Below are 24,139 nucleotides of genomic sequence, written 5' to 3'. Positions count from 1 at the left end.
CCGGGCCCGGGAGGGAACTCCCTCGGCCCGGCTTCCCCAGAACGGGCGAATATGCCTACGACTTGCCGGCCGAAGCGCTGTCCTCCGTGCTCTCGTACGAGCTTGTGCCGGAGTCGAGCAGGGGCTCCTGCTGCTTCAGGTGCGCGGGGGCGAACGCCCGCAGGACGTGGTAGCCGGTGATCACGACGAGCGTGCCGAGCGCGATACCGCCGAGCTCGAAGGTGTCGGTGAAGGTCAGTTTCACCCCGCCGACGCCGATGATGATGCCCGCCGCGGCCGGCACCAGGTTGAGCGGGTTACGGAGATCCACCTTGGCGTTGATCCAGATCTGGGCGCCGAGCAGGCCGATCATGCCGTAGAGGATCACCGTGATGCCGCCCAGCACGCCGCCCGGGATCGCGGCGACGACAGCGCCGAACTTGGGGCAGAGGCCGAAGAGCAGCGCGAAGCCGGCCGCCGCCCAGTAGGCGGCGGTGGAGTAGACGCGGGTGGCCGCCATGACGCCGATGTTCTCGGAGTACGTGGTGTTCGGCGGTCCGCCCACGGCGGTCGACAGCATCGAGGCGGCGCCGTCGGCCGCGATCGCGGTGCCGAGCTTGTCGTCGAGCGGGTCGCCGGTCATCTCGCCGACGGCCTTGACGTGCCCGGCGTTCTCCGCGATCAGGGCGATCACCACGGGCAGCGCCACCAGGACGGCCGACCACTCGAAGCTGGGGCCGTGGAAGGACGGGAGACCGATCCAGTCGGCCTGGGAGACACCCGACAGGTCGAGCCGCCAGTGGTCGGTGACCTGACCGCCCGGGGACATGGAGTGGATCTTGCCGAAGACCAGGTCGAAGACCCAGGAGATGGCGTAGCCGAAGATCAGTCCGAGGAAGATCGCGATGCGCGACCAGAACCCGCGCAGACAGACCACGGCGAGACCGGTGAACAGCATGACGAGCAGCGCCGTCCACTGGTCCTGCGGCCAGTAGGTGGCGGCGGTGACCGGGGCGAGGTTGAAGCCGATGAGCATCACGACGGCGCCGGTGACGATCGGGGGCATCGCCGCGTGGATGATCCGCGCGCCGAACTTCCGTACCGCGAGACCCGCCAGGAACAGCACGCCGCCGACGACGAACACCGCGCCGGTGACGGTCGCGCTGGTGCCGCCGGAGGCCCGGATGGCCGCGGCGACACCGACGAACGAGAGCGAGCAGCCCAGATAGCTGGGGACCGTGCCCCGCGTCGCGAGCAGGAAGATCACGGTCGCGACGCCGGACATCATGATCGCGAGGTTGGGGTCGAGACCCATGAGGACGGGGGCCACGAAGGACGCGCCGAACATCGCCACCACATGCTGGGCGCCGAGGCCGGCCGTACGGGGCCAGGAGAGCCGTTCGTCCGGCCGGACGACGGCTCCTGGAGCGGGTGTTCGTCCGTCGCCGTGCAGGGTCCAGCGCACGCCGAGGTTCATGTGGTCGCTCCAGTTCTCCGATGACGGTGGCCGGTTCGCCGCGCGAAACCTCAGCCGAAAAAGATCAGCCACATGGTAATGCGCCGCAGGTCACCGGTGTTGCGGAGCGTGCTCTACGAGACCTGGCCCGAGCTCGCCGTGGCGCTTCCGCTCGTGGCCGCGGCGGTGCTCGCGGGCCGGTTGCCCTGGCGGAGCACACCGGCGCCCAGCACCAGACCGAAAGTCAGCAGCGTGACCAGGCCGAAGGAGAACATGAGGGAGGTCGCGTCGGCGATGCCGCCGATCGCCGAGGGGGCGATGAGCCCCGAGGTGTACGTGATGGTGGCGACGCCCGCGATGGCCTGGCTGGGGTTCGGACCGCTGCGCCCGGCCGCCGCGAAGGCCAGCGGGACGACGACGGCGACCCCGAGGCCGATGAGTCCGAAACCGGCCATCGCCACGACGGCGTGCGGGGCGAGGACCACGAGCACGCCGCCGACCGTCGCGGCGACGCCACCGACCCGTACCGTCCGCACCGCGCCGAAGCGGTCCACCACCCGGTCGCCGACCAGCCGGGCGATCGCCATCGTCAGCGCGAAGGCGGTGGTGGAGGCGGCCGCGACGCCGGCCGAGGAGCCGAGCTCGTCCTTCAGATAGACCGCCGACCAGTCCAGGCTCGCGCCCTCGGCGAAGACCCCGCAGAAGCCGATGGCGCCGATGATCAGGGCGGACTTCGGAGGCAGCGAGAAGCGCGGCGGCGCCTCGTCCTCGGGGGCGCTCTGCAGATCGAGCACGCCCTGGCAGAAGAAGAGACCGAGCGCGGTCAGGGCGAGGGCCGCGACGAGGTGGTGGAGGCGTGCGTCCGTGCCGAAGTGGGCGGCGACGGTACCGGCGGCGGAGCCGATCAGCGCGCCCACGCTCCACATGCCGTGCAGGCTGGACATGATCGACTTGTCCATGCGGGTCTCGACCTCGACGCCGAGGGCGTTCATCGCCACGTCGGACATGCCGGCGGTGGCGCCGTAGACGAAGAGCGCCGCGCAGAGCCCGTAGATGTTCGGGGCGGGGGACGGGAGGATCAGGGCAAGCGTCCACAGGGCGAGCAGTCCGCGCAGCGCGGTGCGGGCGCCGTAGCGGTGGCTGATCGCGCCGGCCAGCGGCATGGCCAGTGAGGCACCGATGGCCGGGAAGGCCAGGGCGAGTCCGAGCTGGCCCGCGCTGACGTCCGCGTGGTCCTGGATCCACGGGATGCGGGTCGCGAAGCTGCCGGTGACCGCGCCATGGACGCAGAAGACGGCGGCGACGGCGAACCGCGCCCGCCGCAGTCGCTCGGTACTGAAGACGGTCTCGCCCGCCATGTGTGCCCTCCCTCGGTGTGGTGGGCGGTAAACTATCAGGAACCCTGCCTGATAAATAGAGTAGGGGAGCAGGGACCGTCCCGCACACGTCTGAGAGGATCCGGGCATGGCCGCATCCCCGAGTACCGCCCGGGCCCTCAACGACCGGCTCGCCCTGCGACTGCTCCAGGACGAGGGGCCCTTGACGGCGACTCAGCTGAAGACGCTGACCGGACTCTCCCGCCCCACCGTCGCCGACCTCGTCGAACGGCTCCAGGGCTCCGGGCTCGTCCGCATCGTGGGGGAGTCCGGCGCGGAGCGCCGCGGGCCCAACGCCAAGCTCTACGGGATCGCCGCCGACCGCGCCCATCTCGCCGCGCTCGACGTCCGCACCACGTCCGTCTCGCTCACCGTCGCCGACCTGCTGGGCACCACGCTCGCCGAGGCATCGGCGCCGATAGGCGGGGAGGACGGCACCGGACCCGCCGTCGAGAAGGCCGTCGCGCTCCTGGAACGGACCGCCAAGGAGGCCGGCGCGGAGACGCTCCACAGCGTCGTCGTCGGCGCCCCCGGACTGATCGACCCCGCCACCGGGGAGCTGCGGAACTCGACGGGGCTGCCCGAGTGGCACCGGCGGCTGATGGCCGCGCTCCAGGAACGGCTGCCCGCGACCGTGCTCGTCGAGAACGAGACCAACCTCGCGGCCGTCGCGGAACAGCGGGTCGGCGCGGCCCGCGACCACGAGACGTTCGTCCTGCTCTGGCTGGGCCAGGGCGTCGGCGCGGCCGTAGTCCTGGACGGGCGGCTGCGCCGAGGGGCCTCGGGCGGGGCGGGCGAGCTCGGCTTCCTGCCGGTGCCCGGCACCTCCGGGCTGCCGTCGGCGACCGGCTGCGACGGCGGCTTCCACGAGCTGGCCTGCGCGGCCGCGGTGGAGGCCCTCGCCGTGGAGCACGGCCTGGACCCGGTGAGTGCGCTCGGCTCCGGACACGGTCCCTTCCTCGACGTCCTGGCCCGGCGCCTCGCGGTCGGCGCGGCGGCCGTGGCCTCCGTCCTCGACCCGGGCTGTGTGGTCCTCGGCGGCGAGACCGGCCACCGGGGCGGCCCGGAACTCGCGGCCCGCGTCGAGGCCGAACTCGCCGCGCTCTCCCCGCTCCGGACGGAGGTCCGCGCCACCGCCCTCGGCGACACCGCGGTCCTGCGCGGCGCGCTCCTGGCCGCCCGGGACGCGGCCCAGGACGTGCTCTTCCCGTAACCGCCCGTCGGCGCCGCCCGGCCCTGCGCTCCCCTGACCGCCTCGGCGCCGGCCGGCCCTGCGCTCCCCCGACCGCCTCGGCGCCGGCCGGCCTTACGCGCCCGGCTCGGCCTGGAACCGGCCGGTCAGGAACTCCTCGAACGTCACCCGGCCCACCGCCTGCTCGGGAGCGAGGTGACCGCCGTGGCGCAGACCCCGGTAGACCCTGCCGGGAAGCGGGACCTCCACGACGCGGCGGCGCTTCCCGCTCGCCCGCAGATACGCGTCCGCGAGCTCGGCGAACGTGTGGATCCGAGGGCCGCCCATGTCCGCCACCCGGCCGGCCGGGTCGCCCGCCGCCAGCTCCGCGAGACGCGCGGCGGCCTCGGTGACCTCCAGGGGCTGGTCCCGTACGGCCTTCGGGACGAACATCACCGGCGGCTTCGCCAGCCCCTCCAGGAGCATCAGGATCAGGTCGTGGAACTGTGTGGTCCGCAGCAGCGTCCAGGCGATGCCCGACTGCTGGATCAGCCGTTCCACCGCGTACTTCCTGCGGTAGTAGCCGAGCGGCACCCGGTCCACGCCGACGATCGAGATGTACAGCAGATGCGGGACCCCGGCCCGCCGGGCAGCCTCGATCAGCACCCGGGCGGCCTGCTCGTCGCCCTTCACGATGTTCGTGCAGTGGACGATCGCGTCCACGTTCCGCACCGCCCGGTCGAGGAGCGGCCCGCCCTTGCGCAGATCGACCGCGAACGGCGGGGAGTGGCGGCTCAGGACGCGCACCTCGTGGCCCGCCGCGCGGAGCCGTTCGCAGACCGGGCGGCCGAGCGTGCCCGTGCCCCCGGTCACCAGGATGGTGGTCATGTGTCCAGCGTGAACGCCTCCGCCGCGGCCCGCACATGCGGACCGCGGCGAAGGAGGGAGACCCGGCGGCGGCAAGGGCCGTGAATCCCGCCGCCGGGCGTTCTTCCGAGGCCGGAGCGACTCGGAGGTCAGAGGGTCAGCAGGCCCCCAGGTCCTTCCAGACCCCCCACTCGCCGGTCGTGCCAGGCTCCTCGTTCTGCGTCCACCACTGGGCCTTCCACTTGTGGCCCTTGTGGGAGACCTCGGTGCCCCCGTTGTAGACCGTGCCGGCCACGTACGCCGGGGCGGTGCAGGTGCCACCCGGCGGCGTCGTCGGCGGCGTGGTCGGGGGAGTCGTCGGCGGGGTGGTGGGCGGCGGGGTCGTGGGCGGGGTGGTCGTCCCCGGCTCCACCACCGTCGTACCGCGCGCCAGGTCACCGGCGAGCGCGTACGTCGTGCCGCTGATGTTCACCGTCCAGTTCGACGGCGTCGAGACCGGCAGGTAGTAGTTGAACGCCAGGTCCACGGTCGCGCCGGGGGCCAGCGACTGCCAGGCCGGAAGCTTCAGCGACACCCGGTGGAAGTCGCCCTTCAGACCGCCCACGTTGTTGCCGGTGTGGTCGCTGCTGATCACCTTCGTGCCGAAACCGGACTGGTCGGAGGCGTTGCCCGGCGCGGCCGTCGCGTAGTCGAACTGGAACTCCGTGCCGCCCGGCAGCGCGGTGGCCGTGTTGTTGGTGATCTTGATCTTCGGGGTGATCGGGTAGTTGGAGTCGCCCAGCTTGAACTCGGTGAACTCCACACCCACGTTCACGGCCTTCGTCGGCAGCGCCGTGTTCGACTTCTTCGCGCCGTACGGGGTGGCGGCCTTGAACTTGTCGTACATCAGCGAGGTGAGCGTGGAGCCCATCTCGTACTGGCCCTTGCCCGCGTTCCATGCGTAGTCGCCGGCCATCTCCCAGACCATCGTGCCGCCGATGCCCTTGCTGACCACGTAGTCGGCCTTGGCGGCCACCGACTGCTCGTCCTCGGTCGAGAGGAAGACCTTCTTCTGCGCGTTCCACAGCCAAGGCGCGACCAGGGTCGAGTCGTACTTGCGGGCGTAGGTGCCGGTCAGGGTGGTGCTCGCCGGGAAGCCGTACTGCGTGACGTAGTCGCCGACGATCCCCTTCTCCAGGTTCTTGGCGTGCCACATCGGGTTGGACCCGGCCGGCGACTCGGCGCCGTTGGTGTCCTTGTCGTGCCACAGGTTGTCGATGCCGACGGCGCCGTCACCGCACTTGGTCAGACCCGCGCCGGCCGGGCAGGTGGTCGCGGAGGCCTTGCCCCACAGCCCGTCCGTACCGCCCTGGACGTTCTTGTGGCCGCGCGTGTAGTACGGCAGACCGATGTTGATCCGGCCGGCCGGCATCGAGCCGCGGAAGTAGTGGTACGCCCAGTCGGTGTTGAGGTAGCCGATGCCGCCGTACTGCGAGGAGCCGTAGACGTTGGCGGCGGCCAGCTCGGCGTCCTTGCCGTCGTCGAAGAGCGAGGCGTTGGGGCCGACGTACTCGTTCCAGGCGCCGTGCAGGTCGTACGACATGATGTTGACGTAGTCCAGGTACTTCTGGCTCTGGTACGTCTCCATGCCGCGCAGCAGGTAGCCCGAGGAGGGCGCGGCGACGGTGAGCAGGTAGTGCTTGCCGTCGGCGGCGCCGGCGCGGTCGAGCTTCTCGCGCAGGGACTTCATCAGGGCGTCGTAGCCCTTGACCAGACCGGCGCGACGGGCGTTGGAGAGCTGCCAGTCGAGCGGGTTGCCCGCGTCCTTCATCGTCGTCGGGTACTCGTAGTCGATGTCGACGCCGTTGAACCCGTACTTCTTGATGAAGGCGACGGCCGAGTCCGCGAAGGTGTCGATCCCGGCCTGGTTGACCGAACCGTCGGCGTTGGTGGCCATCGAGTAGAAGCCACCGGAGTTCACCCGGGTGCCGTTGTCGTCGAAGTAGCCGCCGGTCTCCGCCCAGCCGCCGACCGAGATCAGCGTCTTGACGTCCGGGTGCTGCTTCTTGAACTTGTTCAGCAGGTTGAAGTGGCCCTTGTAGGCGAAGCCCGGGTCCATCTCGGCCCCCGCGACACCGGGCCAGGTCATCCCGGTGGCCGCGTTGTTCGGCCCGTCCGTGCCGACGGACAGCTTGTTGTCGGAACCGATGTGTCCGAAGGCGTAGTTGATGTGGGTGATCTTGTCCCACGGGATGTTGTTGGCGAGGTAGGCGGGCTCACCGTTCTTGCCGGTCCGCCAGCCGGTGAAGTAGCCGATGACCCGGCGCTGATGGTCCGCGCCCATCTTCTCGCGGCCCTCGGTGTCGTAGACCGAGCAGTACGGGACGTCGACGCCGGGGGTCCTGTACAGCCCGTCCGGGCGACAGCCCTCGTTGTCGGCGGCGTACGAGACACCGCCCGCGAGGGAGCTGATCAGCAGACCGGCGACGGCGGCGCCGGACGCGAGCAGCGAGACCCTCGTCTTCGTGGGGGACAACACGATCGGTTCCTCCTGGGGAGGTGTAAGAACACAACGAACAAAGGGGTGGGTCGTGTTGGGCCCGTGGAGTGCGCACACCACGAGCCGTGCCTCGGAGGTGACACGGAGATTAAGAGGACTAGACCAGTGCGTCAATAGGTCTGGACCAAAGAAGAGCTTCGGGGGGTGCTGTGAGCCAGCCCACAGGGCGCCGCGCGCATGGCCGACGGCCGTCCGTGGCACACTGGCCCTGTATCAGCAGCAGCGCACTCCGGGGTCGGTGTAATTCCGAACCGGCGGTATAGTCCGCGACCCGTCCGCAGCCAGCGGCCGGTTGACCAGGTGAAATTCCTGGACCGACGGTGAAAGTCCGGATGGGAGGCAGTGCGCGGCGGGCGACCCTTCGAGGGGGCGCTACGGCCGTATCGCCGCTGGTCGCTCTCGTCGGCGACCGGTGTCTTCGGCTTCGGCATCCCTGTGCGTAGTGGCGTACCCGCTCTCTGTCGTCATCGACAGGCCCCGGAGTCCGTGCCCGAAGAGGCAGGAGGACCCGGTGGCAGAGCCGACCGACATCATCGCCATGCGACGCGCCATCGCGCTCGCTGCCCGCGGTCTCGGCTCCACCAGCCCCAACCCGGTCGTCGGCTGCGTCGTCCTCGACGCCTCCGGACACCAGGTCGGCGAGGGCTTCCACCAGCGCGCCGGCGGACCGCACGCCGAGATCCACGCCCTGCGCGCGGCCGGCGAGCGCGCCCGCGGCGGAACCGCCTACGTCACCCTCGAACCCTGCAACCACACCGGCCGCACCGGCCCCTGCGCGCAGGCGCTCGTCGAGGCCGGCGTCAGCCGCGTCGTGTACGCGGTCGGCGACCCGAACCCGCAGGCCACTGGCGGTGCGGACACCCTGCGCGCGGCCGGCGTCGAGGTCCTGCAGGGCCTCCTGGCGGAGGAGGCGGAGGCGGGCAACATCGCGTGGCTCACCTCCGTACGCCACGGCCGCCCCTTCGTCCGCTGGAAGTACGCCGCCACCCTCGACGGCCGGATCGCCGCCGCCGACGGGACCTCCCGCTGGATCACCTCCGCCGAGTCCCGCGCCGACGTCCACCGGCTGCGCGCCGAGGCCGACGCCGTCGTCGTCGGCTCAGGCACCGCCCGTACCGACGACCCCCATCTGGCCGTACGGGGCATCGAAGGCGCCGACCAGCCGCTGCGGGTCGTCGTCGACACCGAGGCGAGCGCCGTGAAGCCGGGGGCCCGGATCCTCGACGACACGGCCCGCACCGTGATCGCCGTGGCCGAGGACGTCCTCCTGGAGGACACCGCGCACTTCCCCGAGACGTGGCGGCTGCCCCGCGCGCCCGGCGGCGGCCTCGACCTCCTCGAACTCCTCGCGGCGCTCCACCAGCAGGGCGTCCGTTCCGTCCTCCTCGAGGGCGGGCCGACGCTGGCCGGCGCCTTCGTCGCCGCGGGAGCCGTCGACCAGGTCGTCGGCTACCTCGCCCCGGTCCTTCTCGGCGCGGGTCCGAACGCCCTCGCCGGCGCCGGAATCACCACCATCACCGACGCGTTGCGCCTCGACGTGACCGAGACCGTGCGCATCGGCCCCGATCTTCGTATCACTGCCACTCCCAAGGAGCGTTGAGCGTGTTCACCGGAATCGTCGAAGAACTGGGTGAGGTCACCGCCGTCGAGAAGCTGGCCGATGCCTCCCGCTTCCGCCTGCGCGGCCCCCTGGTCACGGAAGGCGCCAAGCACGGCGACTCCATCGCCGTCAACGGTGTCTGTCTCACGGTCGTGGAGTTCGGCGACGGCGAGTTCACGGCCGACGTGATGGAGGAGACGCTTCTGCGCTCCTCGCTCGGCGCCCTCGATGTCGGCTCCCGCGTCAACCTGGAGCGCCCGATGGCGGTCGGCGACCGCCTCGGCGGGCACATCGTCCAGGGCCATGTGGACGGTACGGGCACGATCCTCGACCGGACCCCGTCCGAGAACTGGGAGATCGTCAAGGTCGGCCTGCCCGCCCACCTCTCCCGGTACGTCGTCGAGAAGGGCTCGATCACGGTCGACGGTGTCAGCCTCACCGTCGTCGAGGTTGCCGACGACTGGTTCACCATCAGCCTCATCCCCACCACCCTCGCGCTGACCACGCTCGGCATCAAGCAGAGCGGCTCCCCGGTCAACCTCGAAGTGGACGTCATCGCCAAGTACGTCGAGCGGCTGCTCGGCCCGAACGCCGGGGAGAACGACAAGTGAACTGGCTCAACTCCGAGGCCTTCACCGTCCTCGACCAGCACATCATGTGGTCCGACATGATCGGCAACACGATCGGTCTGATCGCCCTCGCGCTCGGCTGGCGGCGCTCCATCCTCACCTGGCCCGCGCAGCTGCTCTCCGGCGTCATCCTCGTCGGCGCCTACGCCTCCGCCCACCTCAGCGGCGGCGTGGGCAAGCAGCTCCTGGTCATCGGCGTCGCCGCCTGGGGCTGGTGGCAGTGGAACCGCGGCCGGCAGCAGGCCCAGGACGGCTCCATCGCCGTCCGCTTCGCGAGCTGGAAGGAACGCGCCTTCCTCCTCGGCGGAGCCGTGCTCGGCACCCTCGCGGTCGGCGGCCTGTTCACGCTCTACCCGTCGCTCTCCTGGTCCCCGTGGGCCGACGCGTACATCTTCGTCGGCACCCTCGTCGCGATGGTCGCCCAGGCCCGCGGTCTGGTCGAGTTCTGGTTCGCGTGGCTCCTGGTCGACCTGGTCGGCGTCCCCCTCGCCTTCAACAGCGGCCTGGCCTTCTCCGGCCTGGTCTACGTCATCTACTTCGCCCTCGTCATCTGGGGCATGCGCGACTGGTGGCTCCGGACGCGCACCACCGCTCTGGAAGGAGCTACGGCATGAGCGCGCTGCCGATCTGGGACGTCACCGACCTCTCCCTCGACCCCGTCGAGCAGGCCATCCGCGACATCGCCGCGGGCCGCCCCGTCGTCGTCGTCGACGACGAGGACCGCGAGAACGAGGGCGACCTCGTCATCGCCGCGGAGAAGGCCACCCCCGAGGTCGTCGCCTTCATGATGAGCGAGTGCCGCGGACTGATCTGCGCACCCATGGAGAGCGACGAGCTGGAGCGCCTCGAACTCCCGCAGATGGTCGAGCACAACACCGAGTCGATGCGCACGGCCTTCACGGTCTCCGTCGACGCGGCCCCCGCCCACGGCGTCAGCACGGGCATCTCCGCCGCCGACCGCGCCACCACCCTGCGGATGCTGGCGAGCGGCCGGCACGAGCCCGGCGACTTCGTCCGCCCCGGCCACATCTTCCCGCTGCGCGCCAAGCCCGGCGGCGTCCTCGCCCGCAACGGCCACACCGAGGCCGCGGTCGATCTCGCCCGCCTCGCGGGTCTGCGCCCGGCCGGCGCGATCGTCGAGATCGCGGGCGAGGACGGCGTCATGCTGCGCCTGCCCGAGCTCGTCCCCTTCGCCCGCAAGCACGGCCTCACGATCATCTCGATCGAGGACCTCATCGCGTACCGCCGCTCCTCCGAGCCGACGGTCCGCCGTGAGGCCGAGGTCCAGCTGCCCACGGCACACGGCGAGTTCACCGCCTACGGCTACCGCTCCACCGTCGACGGCGTCGAGCACGTCGCCCTCGTGCACGGCGAGATCGGTGACGGCGAGGACGTCCTCGTGCGGGTCCACTCCGAGTGCCTGACCGGCGACATCTTCCACTCGCTGCGCTGCGACTGCGGCCCGCAGCTCCAGGCCTCCATGGATCGCATCACCGAGACCGGCCGGGGAGTCGTGGTCTACCTCCGCGGCCACGAGGGCCGGGGCATCGGCCTGCTGTCCAAGCTGCGCGCGTACGAGCTCCAGGAGCGCGGCCGTGACACCCTCGACGCCAACCTGGAGCTCGGGCTGCCCGCCGACGCCCGCGACTACGCGGCCGGCGCGCAGATCCTCGGCGACCTCGGCGTCCGCAGCATGCGGCTGATGACCAACAACCCCGACAAGATCTCCGCCCTCACCCTGCACGGCCTGAGGGTCGAGGGCCGCGAGCCCATGCCCGTCCAGGCGGGCGAGCACAACCTCCGCTACCTGCGCACCAAGCGGGACCGGATGGGTCACGACCTGCCCTGGCTGGACGCCGAAGCCGCGTCCACCTGCGGCAACCAGTAAGTCAGCGATCAGCACGGAGCTAGGAGAGACATGAGCGGCAAGGGCGCACCCGTCCTCAGCGTGAAGAACTGCGGCGACCTGCGGGTGGCCGTGATCGCGGCCCAGTGGCACGAGAAGATCATGGACGGACTCGTCGACGGTGCCCTGCGGGCCCTGCACGAGCTCGGCATCGACGAGCCGACCCTGCTCCGCGTCCCCGGCAGCTTCGAGCTGCCGGTCGTGGCGAAGGTCCTCGCCGGGCGCGGCTACGATGCCATCGTGGCGCTCGGCGTCGTCATCCGCGGCGGAACGCCGCACTTCGAGTACGTGTGCCAGGGCGTCACCCACGGCCTCACCCAGGTCTCGATCGACACCGGCGTACCCGTCGGCTTCGGCGTCCTGACCGTGGACAACGAGGAGCAGGCCGTCGACCGGGCAGGCCTCGAAGGCTCCAGCGAGGACAAGGGCCACGAGGCCGTCACCGCCGCCGTCGCCACCGCGACCACGCTGCGCACGGTCAGCGAACCCTGGCGCTGAGTGGAGATCCTCACCCCGTACCCTTAGGACCATCATGGCGAACAAAACCTTCGAAGAGCTCTTCGCCGAGCTCAAGCTCAAGGCCGAGAACGGCGACCCGGCCACCTCCCGCACCGCGGAGCTGGTGGAGAAGGGCGTCCATGCCATCGGCAAGAAGGTCGTCGAAGAGGCCGCCGAGGTCTGGATGGCCGCGGAGTACGAGGGCAAGGAAGCCGCCGCCGAGGAGATCTCGCAGCTGCTGTACCACGTCCAGGTGATGATGGTCGCCCGCGGGATCTCGCTCGACGACGTCTACGCCCATCTCTGACCCGTACACCCGTGCACCCGTACGCGTGCACGCCCCTACGCGACACCTCTGAGCGCACCGAACACCCTCCCCGAAAACTCCCAGGCAAAGGAAGCTCATCCCATGCTGCGCATCGCCGTCCCCAACAAGGGTTCACTGTCCGGACCTGCGTCGGCGATGCTCCATGAGGCCGGCTACCGCCAGCGCAAGGAGTCCAAGGAGCTCGTGGTCATCGACCCCGAGAACGAGGTCGAGTTCTTCTACCTGCGTCCGAAGGACATCGCGATCTACGTCGCCTCCGGGAAGCTGGACATCGGCATCACCGGTCGTGACCTGCTGCTCGACTCCGGAGCCAACGCGGCGGAGATCCTCCCGCTGAACTTCGGCCGGTCGACCTTCCGCTACGCCACCCGCCCCGGCACCGCGAAGGGCCCCGAGGACTTCAACGGCATGACGATCGCCACCTCGTACGAGGGCATCGTCGCCAAGCACCTCGCCGACCAGGGCATCGACGCCTCCGTCGTCCACCTCGACGGTGCCGTCGAGACCGCCATCAAGCTCGGTGTCGCCCAGATCATCGCGGACGTCGTCGAGACCGGCACCAGCCTGCGCAACGCCGGCCTCGAGGTCATCGGCGACTCGATCCTCACCTCCGAGGCCGTGGTGATCCGGCAGGCCGGCGCCGACACCGAGGACGCCCGCGTCCAGACGTTCCTGCGCCGCCTCCAGGGCGTCCTGGTGGCCCGCAGCTACGTGATGATGGACTACGACTGCCGCGCCGAGCACCTGGAGCAGGCCGTCGCCCTCACCCCGGGCCTGGAGTCGCCCACGATCTCGCCCCTGCACAACGAGGGCTGGGTCGCGGTCCGGGCCATGGTCCCGGCCAAGGAGGCACAGCGGATCATGGACGACCTGTACGAGCTGGGTGCCCGCGCCATCCTGACGACGGCCATCCACGCCTGCCGTCTCTGACGGCCCGGCACGACCCACCGAGGAACACCGATGTCCGAGTCGCCGACGCCTGCCCTCCCGGTCACCTTCAGGCCGGGCCGCACCCGTGCTGTGCTGCTCACCGTGGGGACGGTGATGTTCGTCGTCATCACCGCCGTCGCGCTGATGCTGGAGAAGCTCGGCCCCGGCGAACGGGCCAGCTTCATCTTCACCGCGGTGCTCTTCCTCGGCATCCTCGTGCTGCTCAGCCGGCCCAAGGTCGTCGCCGACGACGAGGGCGTCACCGTCGTCAACATCACCCGGACACGCCGACTGGCGTGGGCCGAAATCCTCCAGGTCAATCTGCGGCCCGGCGACCCCTGGGTCTTCCTCGACCTGAGCGACGGCACGAGCATGCCCGCGCTGGGCATCCAGCCCGGAATCGCCAAGCAGCAGGCCATCCGCGACGCCCGCGCGCTGCGGGCCCTGGCCGACAGCCGCGGCACCGGCCCGGACGGCGGCTGAGTCCCCCATACGGGGGCCGACCCCCTGCCCCACGCGCGGTGTGCGTGACTACTCTGGAGGCGGTGGTGCCGAGCGGCACCACCGCCTCGCGTGTGCAGGGCCGCTGCCGCGGCCCGCGAGGCCTCCCTGCGACCCGAGGAGTGACTCCCTCCGGCAATGGACGGATCGTCCGGTAGTACCTGCGCCGCCCCCTCCGCGGAGGCGGCGGCATGATCATCCCGCTTCTGCTGCTCGCCGCAGCCTTCCTCCTGATCCTCGCCAACGGCTTTTTTGTGGCGGCCGAATTCGGCCTCGTCACCGTGGAACGCCCCGAGGCCGAACGGGCCGCGGCCGCCGGCGACCGGCGCGCCCGCACCGTCGTCAAGGCGCTCGGCGAGCTGTCCTTCCAGCTCTCCGGCACCCAGCTCGGCATCACGATCACCTCCCTCGTCGTCGGCATGCTCGCCGAGCCCGCGCTCGCCCAGCTCCTCGACGGCCCCCTCACCGCCACCGGACTCCCCGAGGGAGCCGTCGCCGGGGTCGCGGTGGCGATCGGGATGCTGCTCGCCTCCGCCGTACAGATGGTGGTCGGCGAACTCGTCCCGAAGAACTGGGCGGTCTCCCGGCCGCTCCAGGTGGCGCGGTTCGTGGCGGGTCCGCAGCACCTCTTCGCCTCCCTCTTCCGCCCCGTCATCACCCTCCTGAACCGGGTCGCCAACCGGCTCGTCCGGCTGCTGGGCGTCGAGCCCACCGAGGAGCTCGACTCCGTCCGCACCCCCGGCGAGCTGGTCTCGCTGGCCCGGCACTCCGCACGTGCGGGCGCGCTGGAACAGGACACCGCCGACCTCTTCGTACGGACCCTGACGCTCGGCGGACTCACCGCTCAGCAGGCCATGACACCGCGGGTACGGATGAGCGCCCTGCAGTCGGACGCCACCGCGGCCGACGTCCTCAACCTCACCCGGGCGACGGGCCTCTCCCGCTTCCCCGTCTACCGCGAGCGCATCGACGAGATCGTCGGCATGGTCCACCTCAAGGACGCGCTCGCCGTGCCTCCGCACGAACGGCTGCGCACGCCGGTCGGAAGGATCGCCGTCCCCCCGCTCCTCGTCCCCGAAACCCTGCCGGCGCAGGCGCTCCTGGAGCGGCTGCGGCGCGAGCAGCCGATCGCCGTGGTCGTCGACGAGTACGGCGGTACGGCCGGGGTCGTCACGCTGGAGGACATCGTGGAGGAGCTCGTCGGCGAGGTCCGCGACGAGCACGACACGGCCGCCGACGAGCGGCCCGAGCTGGCCGCCGTGGCCGCCGAGGACGGCAACCCCGCCTGGGAGGCGGACGGCTCCTGCCGGGTGCACACCCTGCACCGGATAGGCCTCGACGTGCCCGACGGGCCGTACGAGACGGTCGCCGGCCTCGTCGCCGACCTCCTCGGCCGCATCCCGGCCCCCGGCGACCGGGCGGAGCTCCCCGGCTGGCGGCTCCTGGTGCGGCAGGTCGACCGCTACCGCGCCGAGCGGGTGCGGATCGTACGGACGGCCGAGGTGCCCGCGGTGCCGGAGGCGGTCCGATGAGCCTGCTCCAACTGCTGTTCGCCGTCCTGCTCGTGGTGGCCAACGGCTTCTTCGTCGGCGCCGAGTTCGCGCTCGTCTCCGTACGCCGCAGCCAGATCGAGCCGCTCGGCGGCACGCGGGCGCGCCAGGTCCTGTACGGCCTGGAGAACCTGCCGCAGATGATGGCGGCCGCACAGTTCGGCATCACCGTCTGCTCCCTGACCCTGGGCGCCGTCGCCGAGCCGACCGTGGCGCGTCTCCTCGAACCGGTCTTCCACGCCGTCGGCGTCCCGGCCGGGCTCATCCATCCGCTGGGGTACGTCGTGGCGCTCGCCGCGGTCGTCTTCCTCCATCTCGTGATCGGCGAGATGGTCCCGAAGAACCTCGCGATGGCCGCGCCCGAGCGGACCGCGCTCTGGCTCAGCCCCGCCCTCGTCGGCTTCGCCCGGCTGTGCCGACCGGTGACGCGGGCGCTGGGCGCCTGCGCCCGACTGGTGCTGCGGGCGTTCCACGTCGAGCCGAAGGACGAGGTGGAGGCGGTCTTCACCAGCACCCAGCTCGGCCGGCTCGTGGAGGACGCGGGCCAGGCCGGACTGCTCGACCCGGTCGAGCAGGAACGCCTGGAGGACGCCCTGGAGCTGGGCAGCCGTCCGGTGACGGACGTGCTCATCGCCCCGTCGGCGCTGGTGACGGTCCCGCCGTCCGTGACGCCCCGGGAGATCGAGGAGCTCACCGTGCGCACCGGCTACTCGCGCTTCCCGGTGTGTGCCGAGAGGCGCGGGACGTACATGGGGTTCGTGCACGTCAAGGACGTCCTGGACCTGGAGGAGCGGGAGCGGGCGGTGCCGCAGCACATCTGGCGCCCGATGGCGACGGTCCGGGCCGAGCTGCCGCTCGACGACGCGCTCACCATGATGCGCCGCGCGGCGACCCATCTCGCCCAGGTCTCCGACGGCTCGGGCCGGGTGCTGGGGCTCGTGGCCCTGGAGGACGTCCTGGAGATGCTGGTGGGAGAGGTCCGGGACCCGGCCCACCGCCTGCCCGTACCGTCACCCCAACCGCGCCTGCTCAGGAACCCCCGCCCGGACCGCACGGACGAGGCCCTGACCGCCTGAGCGGCGACGCCACGGGACCCGGCGGCCGCCCGCCGGGTCCCGCGGCAGGCCGGGTGCAGCCTTCACATGCCCCCGGGGTCCTGTTGGGGACCCCGGGGGGACGGGCCGCGGCCGGAGAGGACTTCGCCGTAGGCCTGCATCAGGTCGGCCAGGCGCAGGGTCGCCAGGTCGTCGCGCGTGGGGGTGCCCGGGTAGCCCGCGAGGCGGAGGTCGCGGTACGCGCAGGACTTCTCGTACAGCGTGCGCAGGAAGCGCCCGTTGCCGAGCTCGTCGATCCACCCCTGGTCCACGACATGGCCGCTGATGGAGCGCAGCTCGTCCAGCGCCTCCTCGTCCCAGCAGTCCCCGTTCGCCGCCGCGAGCACCTCGCCGATGGCGGTGAGTTCGAGCGGGCGGTACGAGGGGAAGTCGACCCGGGTCGTGAAGCGTGAGGAGAGACCCGGGTTGGTGGCCAGCAGCCGGTCCATGCCCTCCGGGTAGCCGGCGAGGATCACCACCAGGTGGTCGCGGTTGTCCTCCGCGCGCTTGAGGAGGACCTGGAGCGCCTCGTCGCCGTAGGCGTCGCCCTTGCTGTAGCCGGTGTTGGAGAGCGAGTACGCCTCGTCCACGAAGAGGACCCCGCCGATCGCCGAGTCGATCAGCTCGTTCGCCTTGACGGCGGTCTGGCCCAGGAACTCGCCCACGAGATCCGCCCGTTGGGCCTCGACCAGATGATCGCCGCCGAGCAGCCCGAGCGCGTAGAAGACCCGGCCGAGGATGCGGGCCACGGTGGTCTTCCCGGTGCCCGAGGGGCCGGAGAAGACAAAGTGACGTTTTGGCGGCTGGACGGGTAGGCCCTGCCCGGCCCGCAGCCGCGCCATCTCCAGCTGTGCCGACAGCGCCTTGACCTGCCGCTTCACCGGCTCCATCCCGACCATGCGCTCCAGCTCGGCGAGCGCCTGGGCCAGCAGGGCAGGGTCGGTGGGGCTGGCGGGGAAGCGCGGCGGCGACGGCTGCGCGGGGACGGGCGCCTTCTGCCGTACGTCGGGCGGCTCGGGCGGTGCCGAGGGGGGTGTCGGGGCCCCGGGTTCGGCACCGAACCCGGGCTCGGTACCGAGCCCCGGCTCGCTGCCGAGGCGCAGCGCGTCGGAGGCCGGGCCGTCGAGGTCGGTCTGCACCGCGTCGGCGGAGGCGTCCTGCCCGACCCCGCCCAGGGCGACCGAGGCGAGCCCCGCCGTGTCGTCCGTCCCCTCGAACCCGTCGTACTCGGTGATCGCCGCCAGCCGGGCCGCCGTGTCCATGAACGCCGGGTCGATCCGGTGCACCGCCCGGTAGAGCGGCAGGGCCGCCGCGCTCCGCCCGGTGCCTTCATGGGCCCTGGCCAGCCAGTAGCGCAACTCCTTGCGCTGCGGCTGTTCGCTGCGGCAGCGCATCAGGGACGCCGAGAGCAGCGGCTCCGCCTGGCCGTACATCTCCAGCCGGACCCGGGCCATCCCGCCGAAGAGCCCGGCCTCGATCCCGAGCAGCGGATCGTCCACCAGGGGCTCGGTGTGCCGGACCAGCTGGTCCCAGTCCTTGACGAGATACGACCGGCAGGCGTGCAGAAAGCGGACCTGCGGATCGGTGTCGACCGGCGGCAGCCCGGCCAGCGCCCGGTCCAGCTCCGGCACATGGCGGCCGTCGAGCCAGTGCGAGGCGTGCGCGAGGAGGAGATCGCGCGGGCTCTCCAGGACGGGCTGGACCCACCAGCCCAGCCAGTACCAGGAGTTCAGGGTCCGGCGGTGGCGTGCGCGCTGTTCGCCGAACCGGTCGCGGTTGCGGTACATCCTGAGCAGCGCGGTGGTGGTGTCCACCCGGAGCGCGTGCAGCCCGAGCCAGGCGTCCGCCATGCCGGGATCGATCCGTACGGCCGTACGGAACTCCTCCTCCGCCTGCGGATAGGCGCCCATCGTGTAGGCGTCGACTCCCCGCAGCCAGGCGAGCTCGGCCGGGGCCGTTCCGCCCTGCGTGCCGATGTCCATCGGGTCCCCCACAAAACGTGCCCCCGTTGCTGTCCCGGCGGGCGGGTTCCCGCCGGAAGCCGTACAGAACCGCCTTCTCGTGGACGGGAATTGACCCCACCGCAGGGCATCGTACCTGCGCAGAGGGGGCGCGACGAAGGAGAAGCGCATGATCCGGTGACCGTGACCCTGGGTAAGCATCAAGGTCGTCGACGGGCCGGAGAAAGGGATGATCAGGGCAGAACGAAGCCCCCGATCACGGGGGAACAACCGGGGGCTTCGTGTCCGCGACGGCTTCGGAAAGCCGCACATTGAGAACGTAAGACCTGTACGCCCCTTGGGTCAAGCGGAGTTGAGGCACTTGCGGAAGTGGGATTCCGCCTACTCATTTACGTGGTGGCGCGGCTTCACTCTCCGTGATGATCTGGTTCGGGCCCGCGGTCACGGACGGCCCAGGAAGCCACTCGTACCCCTCAGGACACTCCCGTACCAGGGTGTCGGCGAAGGGGCGCGAAGGGTCCACGGAGAAATGGCGAGTCTCCGCCACCGTCCAGCCGTCCCAGAACTCCGACTGCGCAGGTCCGTCCCGGTGCCGGCCGCGCGCCCAGGACTCCTCGGGGTCCCGTTCCATCCAGAAGAGCGCGGCGAGATACGGGCGCAGCGCCCGCCGCCCCGCGCCGACGCCCTCGACCAGGACGACCGGGGCGGGCGGCAGGGGACGGGGTGCGCCGAAGGTCCGCAGATTCCAGTCGTACGGGTGATAGTGCGCGACCTCGCCCCGGGAGAGGGGCATGATCACCTGGTCCCGCATCCGCCCCGTCCACGCGAACAGCTCCGCATGGCTGGCGAGGTCGTCGAGGTGGAGAACGGGCGCGGCGAGCCGGGCGGCGAGGTGTGCGGCGAGGGTCGACTTGCCCGAGCCCGCGTGACCGTCGACGGCGATCAGCCGGACCGGTCCGCAGGACGGCGGCAGGCCGCGCAGCGCATCGGCGGCGCGGTCGAGGTCGGTCCCTTCGGTCCCTTCGGCCATGGGGCAAGCGTAGCGATCCCGGCTGCGGGCGCCGCAGGTCAGGGGCCCGGCGGTGCCAGTGGTGCAGACCAATATTGGTGCGGCGACGCGTGCCGAATCGCTGGCAGAACCGCTCCGCGAGCCGCGATAGTGGTCCCCACTTCCCGCCCGTCGCCGTCGTTCGCCGCTCTCGACCGGGGGTCATCGCCCATGGCCAGTTCCACTCCCCGCAGAACCGTCCTCGCCGCGGCCCTCGCCGTCGTCGCCGGTACGTCCGTGGCCGCCACCGCGCCGGCCACGGCCGCCCCCGCCGGCGACCGCGGCCGTGCGCCGGAACCCGCGCTCGTCGACAACCGCTTCTGGGTCTCCTTCACCGACTGGCGCGGCGGCGACCGGGCCGGCACCCGGGCCGTCGCCGGGCACCGCCCCGGCCTGGTGATCGGTACGCCCCTCGGGGTCACCGACTACGCCGACCCGCACACCGGCGCGACGTCCACCTGGGAGTACGCGAGCTGGACCTCCCCGGTCCACACGTCCACCGTCCCCGCCACCGAGGTCATCGCCTCCTGGAACGCCGACACCCCGCCCGGCACCTGGATCCAGATCGAGCTGCGCGGCACCTACAACGACGCCGGAACCACACCCTGGTACGTGATGGGCCGCTGGGCGGCCGGCGACGGAGACATCCGGCGTACCTCGGTCGACGGCCAGAGCGACGGCAGGAGCTCGATCTGGACCGACACCTTCGCCGTCGACGACGCCGCGAGCGGGCTCCGCCTGGACGCGTACCAGCTGAGGCTGACCCTCTACCGTGCTCCCGGCACCGACCTCACGCCTGTCGTGTGGCGGCTCGGCGCGATGGCCTCCGACATCCCCGACCGCTTCACCGTGCCGGCCTCGGCGCCCTGCCTCGCCCGCGAGCTGGCCGTGCCGCGCTACTCGCAGAACACCCATGTCGGCCAGTACCCCGAGTACGACAACGGGGGCGAGGCGTGGTGCAGCCCGACGTCCTCGCAGATGATCGTCGAGTACTGGGGCCGCCGGCCGAGCGCCGAGGACCTCTCCTGGGTGAACCCGGCCTTCGAGGACCCCCAGGTCTGCCACGCGGCCCGGTTCACCTTCGACCACCAGTACGACGGCTGCGGCAACTGGCCCTTCAACGCCGCCTACGCCGCGACGTACCCCGCCATGAACGCGGTCGTGACCCGGCTGCTCTCGCTGACGGACCTGGAGACCCTGATCCGCGCCGGCATTCCGGTCATAACGTCACAGTCCTTCCGCAAGGAGGAACTGACCGGCGCCGGCTACGGCACCTCCGGCCATCTGATGACCGTGATCGGCTTCACCGAGGACGGCGACGTGATCGCCAACGACCCCGCCTCACCCAGCAACGAGGCGGTGCGCCGGATCTACCGGCGGCGCGAGTGGGAGAACATCTGGCTGCGGACCAAGCGGTACAACGCGAGCGGCAGCGTGGTCTCCGGCACGGGAGGGGTCTGTTACCTCTACTTCCCCGACCGGCCGACCCTCGCCCAGCGCAGGGCCCTCGCCGCTGTCGGTGTCCGCTGACACCTGCCGTACGGGCCCCGGGGCCGTGACCCGCGTCCTACTCCGGGGCCCTCCTCGGCCGGCACTGTGGCTGCCATGACCGCCACCACCCACTCCGCCGCCCGTTCCCGCGCCCGCACCGGGGGCCCCAAGGGCAACGGGCCGAAGATCCTCGAGCACGTCCTCGGCTGGACCCTCGTCGTCGTCCTCGCCATGTTCGTCACCCAGGCCGGCCTGATGTGATCCGGGCCCCCCGGGGCCGGCTCCCGAGGCGCCGCCCCGTGTGACCGGTGCCGCCGAACGGGCATACTCCCTGCGCCACGGGCGCCGGGCGCCCCCGCGCGCGAACCGCCGGGGGCAGCATCGGCGCAGCAGTGACCGACGGCGGCGCCGCGTCACCGGCGCGCACCGCCGCAGCGTCCGAGAGGGAGGATGCGCCGCCATGCCTGACCGCGCCCCGCAGACCGTGGAACGCCGGCTGCCCACCGAGGAGGCCCGGGAGCTGCTCGCCCTGGTCCGTGAGATCGCCGAGCGGGAGATCGTGCCCCGCGCCGCCGAGGAGGAGGCCGAGGGCCGCTTCCCGCGAGAGCTCTTCTCCCTGCTCTCCTCCTCCGGCCTGCTCGGACTTCCGTACGACTCCGAGTACGGCGGCGGTGACCAGCCCTACGCGGTCCACCTCCAGGTCCTCGAAGAGCTCGCCGCCGCCCGCCTGACCGTCGGTCTCGGTGTCAGCGTCCACTCGCTCTCCTGTCACGCCCTGGCGAACTTCGGGACCGAGGAGCAGCGGGCCGCCCATCTGCCGGCGATGCTGGGTGGCGGTCTCCTCGGCGCGTACTGCCTATCCGAGCCGGCCTCCGGTTCCGACGCCGCCTCGCTGAAGACGAAGGCCGTCCGGGACGGCGACCACTGGGTCCTCACCGGCACCAAGGCGTGGATCACCCACGGCGGGATCGCCGACTTCTGCACGGTCATGGCACGCACGGGCGGCGAGGGCCCGAAAGGGGTCACCGCGTTCCTGGTGCCCGGCGACGCGGAGGGCCTGAGCGCGGCCGCGCCCGAGCGGAAGATGGGCATGAAGGGCTCGCCCACCGCCCAGGTCCACCTCGACGGGGTGCGGATCGCCGACGCGCGCCGGATCGGGGAGGAAGGGCAGGGGTTCGCGATCGCGCTGTCCGCCCTGGACTCCGGGCGGCTCGGTATCGCCGCCTGCGCCGTGGGTGTCGCGCAGGCCGCGCTCGACGTCGCCGTCTCGTACGCCCGGGAGCGTCGGCAGTTCGGCCGGCCGCTCGCGGATTTCCAGGGGCTCCGCTTCCTGCTCGCCGACATGGCCACCGGGGTCGAGGCGGGCCGGGCGCTGTACCTGGAGGCGGCGCGCCTGCGCGACGAGGGTCGGCCCTTCGGGCGGCAGGCGGCCATGGCGAAGCTCTTCTGCACGGACGCGGCCATGCGGATCACGACGGACGCGGTGCAGGTGCTCGGCGGCTACGGCTACACGGCGGACTTCCCCGTCGAGCGGTACATGCGGGAGGCGAAGGTGCTGCAGATCGTCGAGGGCACGAATCAGATCCAGCGGATGGTCATCGCCCGCCACCTTGTCGGACCAGAGTCCCGCTGACGCCGCTCACGCGGACGGTCCGGTCCGCCCAGACCGGGGCGGCGGTCAGCCGGTTCCACTCCTGGTCGGTGCGGCCCGGCAGCGTGCGGCCGTGGCTGGCCCACTGGCTGATCAGTGCCTTGTAGATGGGCGGGTCGGAGAGGTGCGGGGGCGGCTGCGGAACCGATTCTTCAAAGCGAGGCTCGGCGAGGCGCCGCCGTCCGCTGCCGATGGGGGCGGTGTACAGCGATGTCATGCCTGACCCAACGCGACCCGCCGGGCCGAGGTCACCGCCGGAGGGAATCGAGGAGGCGTTCGGGCGCTACCCGGCGGTCGGGCCGGGGCCGGGGGTACCCGCTCCGCGCTCTGCCCGCTCGATCGGTCACCGCACGACTCTGGCCCCCGACAGGAGTTCTGACTTACCGTCAGATCCCGCTGTCGACCAGGAGGTCACACGTGTCAGAGGACCGGCCCGTCGCGCTCGACGAGTACCCCGTGCACCAGGCGCCGCTCTCGATGAAGCACCACGTCAGCGGTGACCGCAACGTCTACGACCGATGCATCTTCCATGTCTTCGACCACCAGGGCCGGGCCCTGCTCATCGCGGGGCTCGGCGTCTACCCCAACACCGGGGTCGTCGACGCCTACGCCACTCTCCGCGTCGGCGACCGGCTCCACGCCGTCCGGGCCTCCGACGCCCTCGGCGACGACCGGATGAGCCTCGCCGTCGGCCCGCTCCGCATCACCGTCGACGAACCCCTGAAGAAGCTCACCCTGCACTGCGACGCCGACCCGGCCGACCCCGAGGGGCTCTCCTTCGACCTGACCTGGAACGGTGACTTCCCGGCCGTCTGGGAGCCGCACCACACCCAGCGCCGCGGCGACCGGCTCACCCTGGAAGGACGCCGCTTCGTCCAGGCCGGCCACTGCACCGGCACCATCCGGGGCGGCGGCGAGGAGTTCACCGTCACCGCGGGGGAGTGGACCGGCACCCGCGACCGCAGCTGGGGCGTACGGCCCATCCCCGGCGAGGAACCCGGCCGCGCCGACGAGTTCCGGCCCGAGGGCTTCCACTGGCTCTGGATACCCATGCGCTTCGACGACCGCTTCCTCATGGTCGTCGCGCAGGAGGACGCCGACGGCTACCGCACCCTCAGCGAGGCCCTGCTCGTCCGCGAAGGGCGGCGCGACGTGCAACTCGGCTGGCCCCGCACCGACATCACGTACCGCACGGGCACCCGCCACCCCGAGCGGGCCGTCGTCCATCTCACCGACCAGGCCGGCAAGCCCCTGGAGGTCGACGTCGAGATCCTCGCCTCCTCCCCGCTCGCCGTCGGGGCCGGCTACCCGCCCGCCGCCGACTGGCAGCACGGCACCTGGCAGGGCCGCGACTGGACCGACCGCAGGGTCTACGACCTCTCCGACCCGGCGGCGCACCCCATGGCCGCCTTCGGCGTCACCGACCACGCGGCCCGCTTCACGCTCGAAGGGCGAACCGGCTACGGGATCTTCGAGCACGGCTCCTTCGGCCGCCACGACCCCAGCGGCTTCGCCGACTACGCCTCCACGGCCGACTGACCCGAGGCGAACCGAGCCGCAGAGA

General features: G+C 71.7%; 22 protein-coding genes and 1 riboswitch. Of the genes, 15 read left to right on the top strand and 7 right to left on the bottom strand.

Features of this window, described 5'->3' with window-relative positions; translation table 11 throughout:
* Positions 1-55 precede the first annotated feature (55 nt).
* Positions 56-1,456 (bottom strand): uracil-xanthine permease family protein, encoded by a 1,401-nt coding sequence (locus tag ACZ3OF_RS33905; RefSeq protein WP_361678657.1) that lies wholly within the window; start codon positions 1,454-1,456, stop codon positions 56-58.
* A 113-nt stretch (positions 1,457-1,569) separates the two neighbouring features.
* Positions 1,570-2,793: an MFS transporter gene (locus ACZ3OF_RS33900; protein WP_467308675.1), complete on the bottom strand. Its 1,224-nt coding sequence runs from the start codon at positions 2,791-2,793 to the stop codon at positions 1,570-1,572.
* A 106-nt stretch (positions 2,794-2,899) separates the two neighbouring features.
* Between ACZ3OF_RS33900 and ACZ3OF_RS33895 the strand changes: the two genes are divergently transcribed.
* Positions 2,900-4,024: an ROK family transcriptional regulator gene (locus ACZ3OF_RS33895; protein WP_361678663.1), complete on the top strand. Its 1,125-nt coding sequence runs from the start codon at positions 2,900-2,902 to the stop codon at positions 4,022-4,024.
* Between the two features lie 93 nt (positions 4,025-4,117).
* On the opposite strand, the gene ACZ3OF_RS33890 is transcribed toward ACZ3OF_RS33895, so the two are convergent.
* Both ACZ3OF_RS33890 and ACZ3OF_RS33885 read right to left on the bottom strand, forming a co-directional pair.
* Complete coding sequence (locus tag ACZ3OF_RS33890) at positions 4,118-4,870, bottom strand: SDR family oxidoreductase (RefSeq protein ID WP_467308673.1); 753 nt, start codon at positions 4,868-4,870, stop codon at positions 4,118-4,120.
* Positions 4,871-5,006: 136 nt separating this feature from the next.
* A complete protein-coding gene (locus tag ACZ3OF_RS33885) occupies positions 5,007-7,367 on the bottom strand; it encodes a chitinase C-terminal domain-containing protein (protein ID WP_361678669.1) in 2,361 nt (786 codons plus the stop codon).
* A gap of 241 nt (positions 7,368-7,608) precedes the next feature.
* Positions 7,609-7,738, top strand: a riboswitch (FMN riboswitch).
* Between the two features lie 188 nt (positions 7,739-7,926).
* Here ACZ3OF_RS33885 and ribD point away from each other — a divergent pair.
* From ribD to ACZ3OF_RS33835, 10 genes are all read left to right on the top strand, one after another.
* Positions 7,927-8,988: a bifunctional diaminohydroxyphosphoribosylaminopyrimidine deaminase/5-amino-6-(5-phosphoribosylamino)uracil reductase RibD gene (gene ribD, locus ACZ3OF_RS33880; RefSeq protein WP_361678841.1), complete on the top strand. Its 1,062-nt coding sequence runs from the start codon at positions 7,927-7,929 to the stop codon at positions 8,986-8,988.
* Between the two features lie 2 nt (positions 8,989-8,990).
* Positions 8,991-9,599 carry a riboflavin synthase gene (locus ACZ3OF_RS33875; RefSeq protein WP_361678672.1) on the top strand — a complete coding sequence of 203 codons (609 nt, stop codon included), beginning with the start codon at positions 8,991-8,993 and terminating at the stop codon, positions 9,597-9,599.
* Positions 9,600-9,643: 44 nt separating this feature from the next.
* Positions 9,644-10,231: a nicotinamide mononucleotide transporter family protein gene (locus ACZ3OF_RS33870; RefSeq protein ID WP_361649579.1), complete on the top strand. Its 588-nt coding sequence runs from the start codon at positions 9,644-9,646 to the stop codon at positions 10,229-10,231.
* Positions 10,228-11,505 (top strand): bifunctional 3,4-dihydroxy-2-butanone-4-phosphate synthase/GTP cyclohydrolase II, encoded by a 1,278-nt coding sequence (locus ACZ3OF_RS33865; protein WP_361678675.1) that lies wholly within the window; start codon positions 10,228-10,230, stop codon positions 11,503-11,505. Before ACZ3OF_RS33870 ends, ACZ3OF_RS33865 begins: the two co-directional genes overlap by 4 nt.
* A 30-nt stretch (positions 11,506-11,535) precedes the next feature.
* The gene (gene ribH / locus ACZ3OF_RS33860; RefSeq protein WP_467308669.1) at positions 11,536-12,021 is read left to right on the top strand and encodes a 6,7-dimethyl-8-ribityllumazine synthase; all 486 of its coding nucleotides are present in this window, start codon (positions 11,536-11,538) and stop codon (positions 12,019-12,021) included.
* A 34-nt stretch (positions 12,022-12,055) separates the two neighbouring features.
* The gene (locus ACZ3OF_RS33855) at positions 12,056-12,328 is read left to right on the top strand and encodes a phosphoribosyl-ATP diphosphatase (protein ID WP_260231097.1); all 273 of its coding nucleotides are present in this window, start codon (positions 12,056-12,058) and stop codon (positions 12,326-12,328) included.
* A gap of 102 nt (positions 12,329-12,430) precedes the next feature.
* Positions 12,431-13,279, top strand: a complete 849-nt coding sequence (gene hisG / locus ACZ3OF_RS33850; protein WP_467308666.1) for an ATP phosphoribosyltransferase — start codon at positions 12,431-12,433, stop codon at positions 13,277-13,279.
* A gap of 30 nt (positions 13,280-13,309) precedes the next feature.
* On the top strand, positions 13,310-13,762 hold the full coding sequence (locus tag ACZ3OF_RS33845; protein ID WP_361678681.1) for a PH domain-containing protein: 453 nt from the start codon (positions 13,310-13,312) through the stop codon (positions 13,760-13,762).
* A 209-nt stretch (positions 13,763-13,971) separates the two neighbouring features.
* Entirely contained in the window at positions 13,972-15,312 is a 1,341-nt protein-coding gene (locus tag ACZ3OF_RS33840) for a hemolysin family protein (protein WP_361678685.1), read from the top strand.
* Entirely contained in the window at positions 15,309-16,406 is a 1,098-nt protein-coding gene (locus ACZ3OF_RS33835; protein WP_467308663.1) for a hemolysin family protein, read from the top strand. The genes ACZ3OF_RS33840 and ACZ3OF_RS33835 overlap by 4 nt, the downstream gene beginning before the upstream one ends.
* 62 nt (positions 16,407-16,468) lie before the next feature.
* Here ACZ3OF_RS33835 and ACZ3OF_RS33830 read toward each other — a convergent pair whose 3' ends face one another.
* Together ACZ3OF_RS33830 and ACZ3OF_RS33825 are read right to left on the bottom strand one after the other, a co-directional pair.
* The gene (locus ACZ3OF_RS33830; RefSeq protein ID WP_361678690.1) at positions 16,469-18,406 is read right to left on the bottom strand and encodes an AAA family ATPase; all 1,938 of its coding nucleotides are present in this window, start codon (positions 18,404-18,406) and stop codon (positions 16,469-16,471) included.
* 364 nt (positions 18,407-18,770) lie between these two features.
* Positions 18,771-19,415: a uridine kinase family protein gene (locus ACZ3OF_RS33825; RefSeq protein ID WP_361678693.1), complete on the bottom strand. Its 645-nt coding sequence runs from the start codon at positions 19,413-19,415 to the stop codon at positions 18,771-18,773.
* 189 nt (positions 19,416-19,604) lie between these two features.
* Between ACZ3OF_RS33825 and ACZ3OF_RS33820 the strand changes: the two genes are divergently transcribed.
* From ACZ3OF_RS33820 to ACZ3OF_RS33810, 3 genes are all read left to right on the top strand, one after another.
* Positions 19,605-20,963, top strand: coding sequence for a peptidase C39 family protein (locus ACZ3OF_RS33820; RefSeq protein WP_467308660.1), 1,359 nt, complete (start codon positions 19,605-19,607; stop codon positions 20,961-20,963).
* Positions 20,964-21,038: 75 nt separating this feature from the next.
* Positions 21,039-21,185, top strand: a complete 147-nt coding sequence (locus tag ACZ3OF_RS33815) for an SCO1431 family membrane protein (RefSeq protein ID WP_361678715.1) — start codon at positions 21,039-21,041, stop codon at positions 21,183-21,185.
* A 199-nt stretch (positions 21,186-21,384) separates the two neighbouring features.
* On the top strand, positions 21,385-22,557 hold the full coding sequence (locus ACZ3OF_RS33810) for an acyl-CoA dehydrogenase family protein (RefSeq protein WP_361678718.1): 1,173 nt from the start codon (positions 21,385-21,387) through the stop codon (positions 22,555-22,557).
* Here the strand turns inward: ACZ3OF_RS33810 and ACZ3OF_RS33805 are convergent.
* On the bottom strand, positions 22,520-22,792 hold the full coding sequence (locus ACZ3OF_RS33805; protein ID WP_361445045.1) for a hypothetical protein: 273 nt from the start codon (positions 22,790-22,792) through the stop codon (positions 22,520-22,522). The genes ACZ3OF_RS33810 and ACZ3OF_RS33805 overlap by 38 nt on opposite strands.
* 200 nt (positions 22,793-22,992) lie before the next feature.
* Here ACZ3OF_RS33805 and ACZ3OF_RS33800 point away from each other — a divergent pair, with 200 nt between their 5' ends.
* On the top strand, positions 22,993-24,114 hold the full coding sequence (locus ACZ3OF_RS33800) for an Rv3169 family protein (RefSeq protein WP_361678720.1): 1,122 nt from the start codon (positions 22,993-22,995) through the stop codon (positions 24,112-24,114).
* Positions 24,115-24,139 lie beyond the last annotated feature (25 nt).

The sequence above is a fragment of the Streptomyces sp. NPDC022552 genome, assembly GCF_055561875.1.
This window is presented reverse-complemented; position numbering and strand designations above follow the sequence as displayed.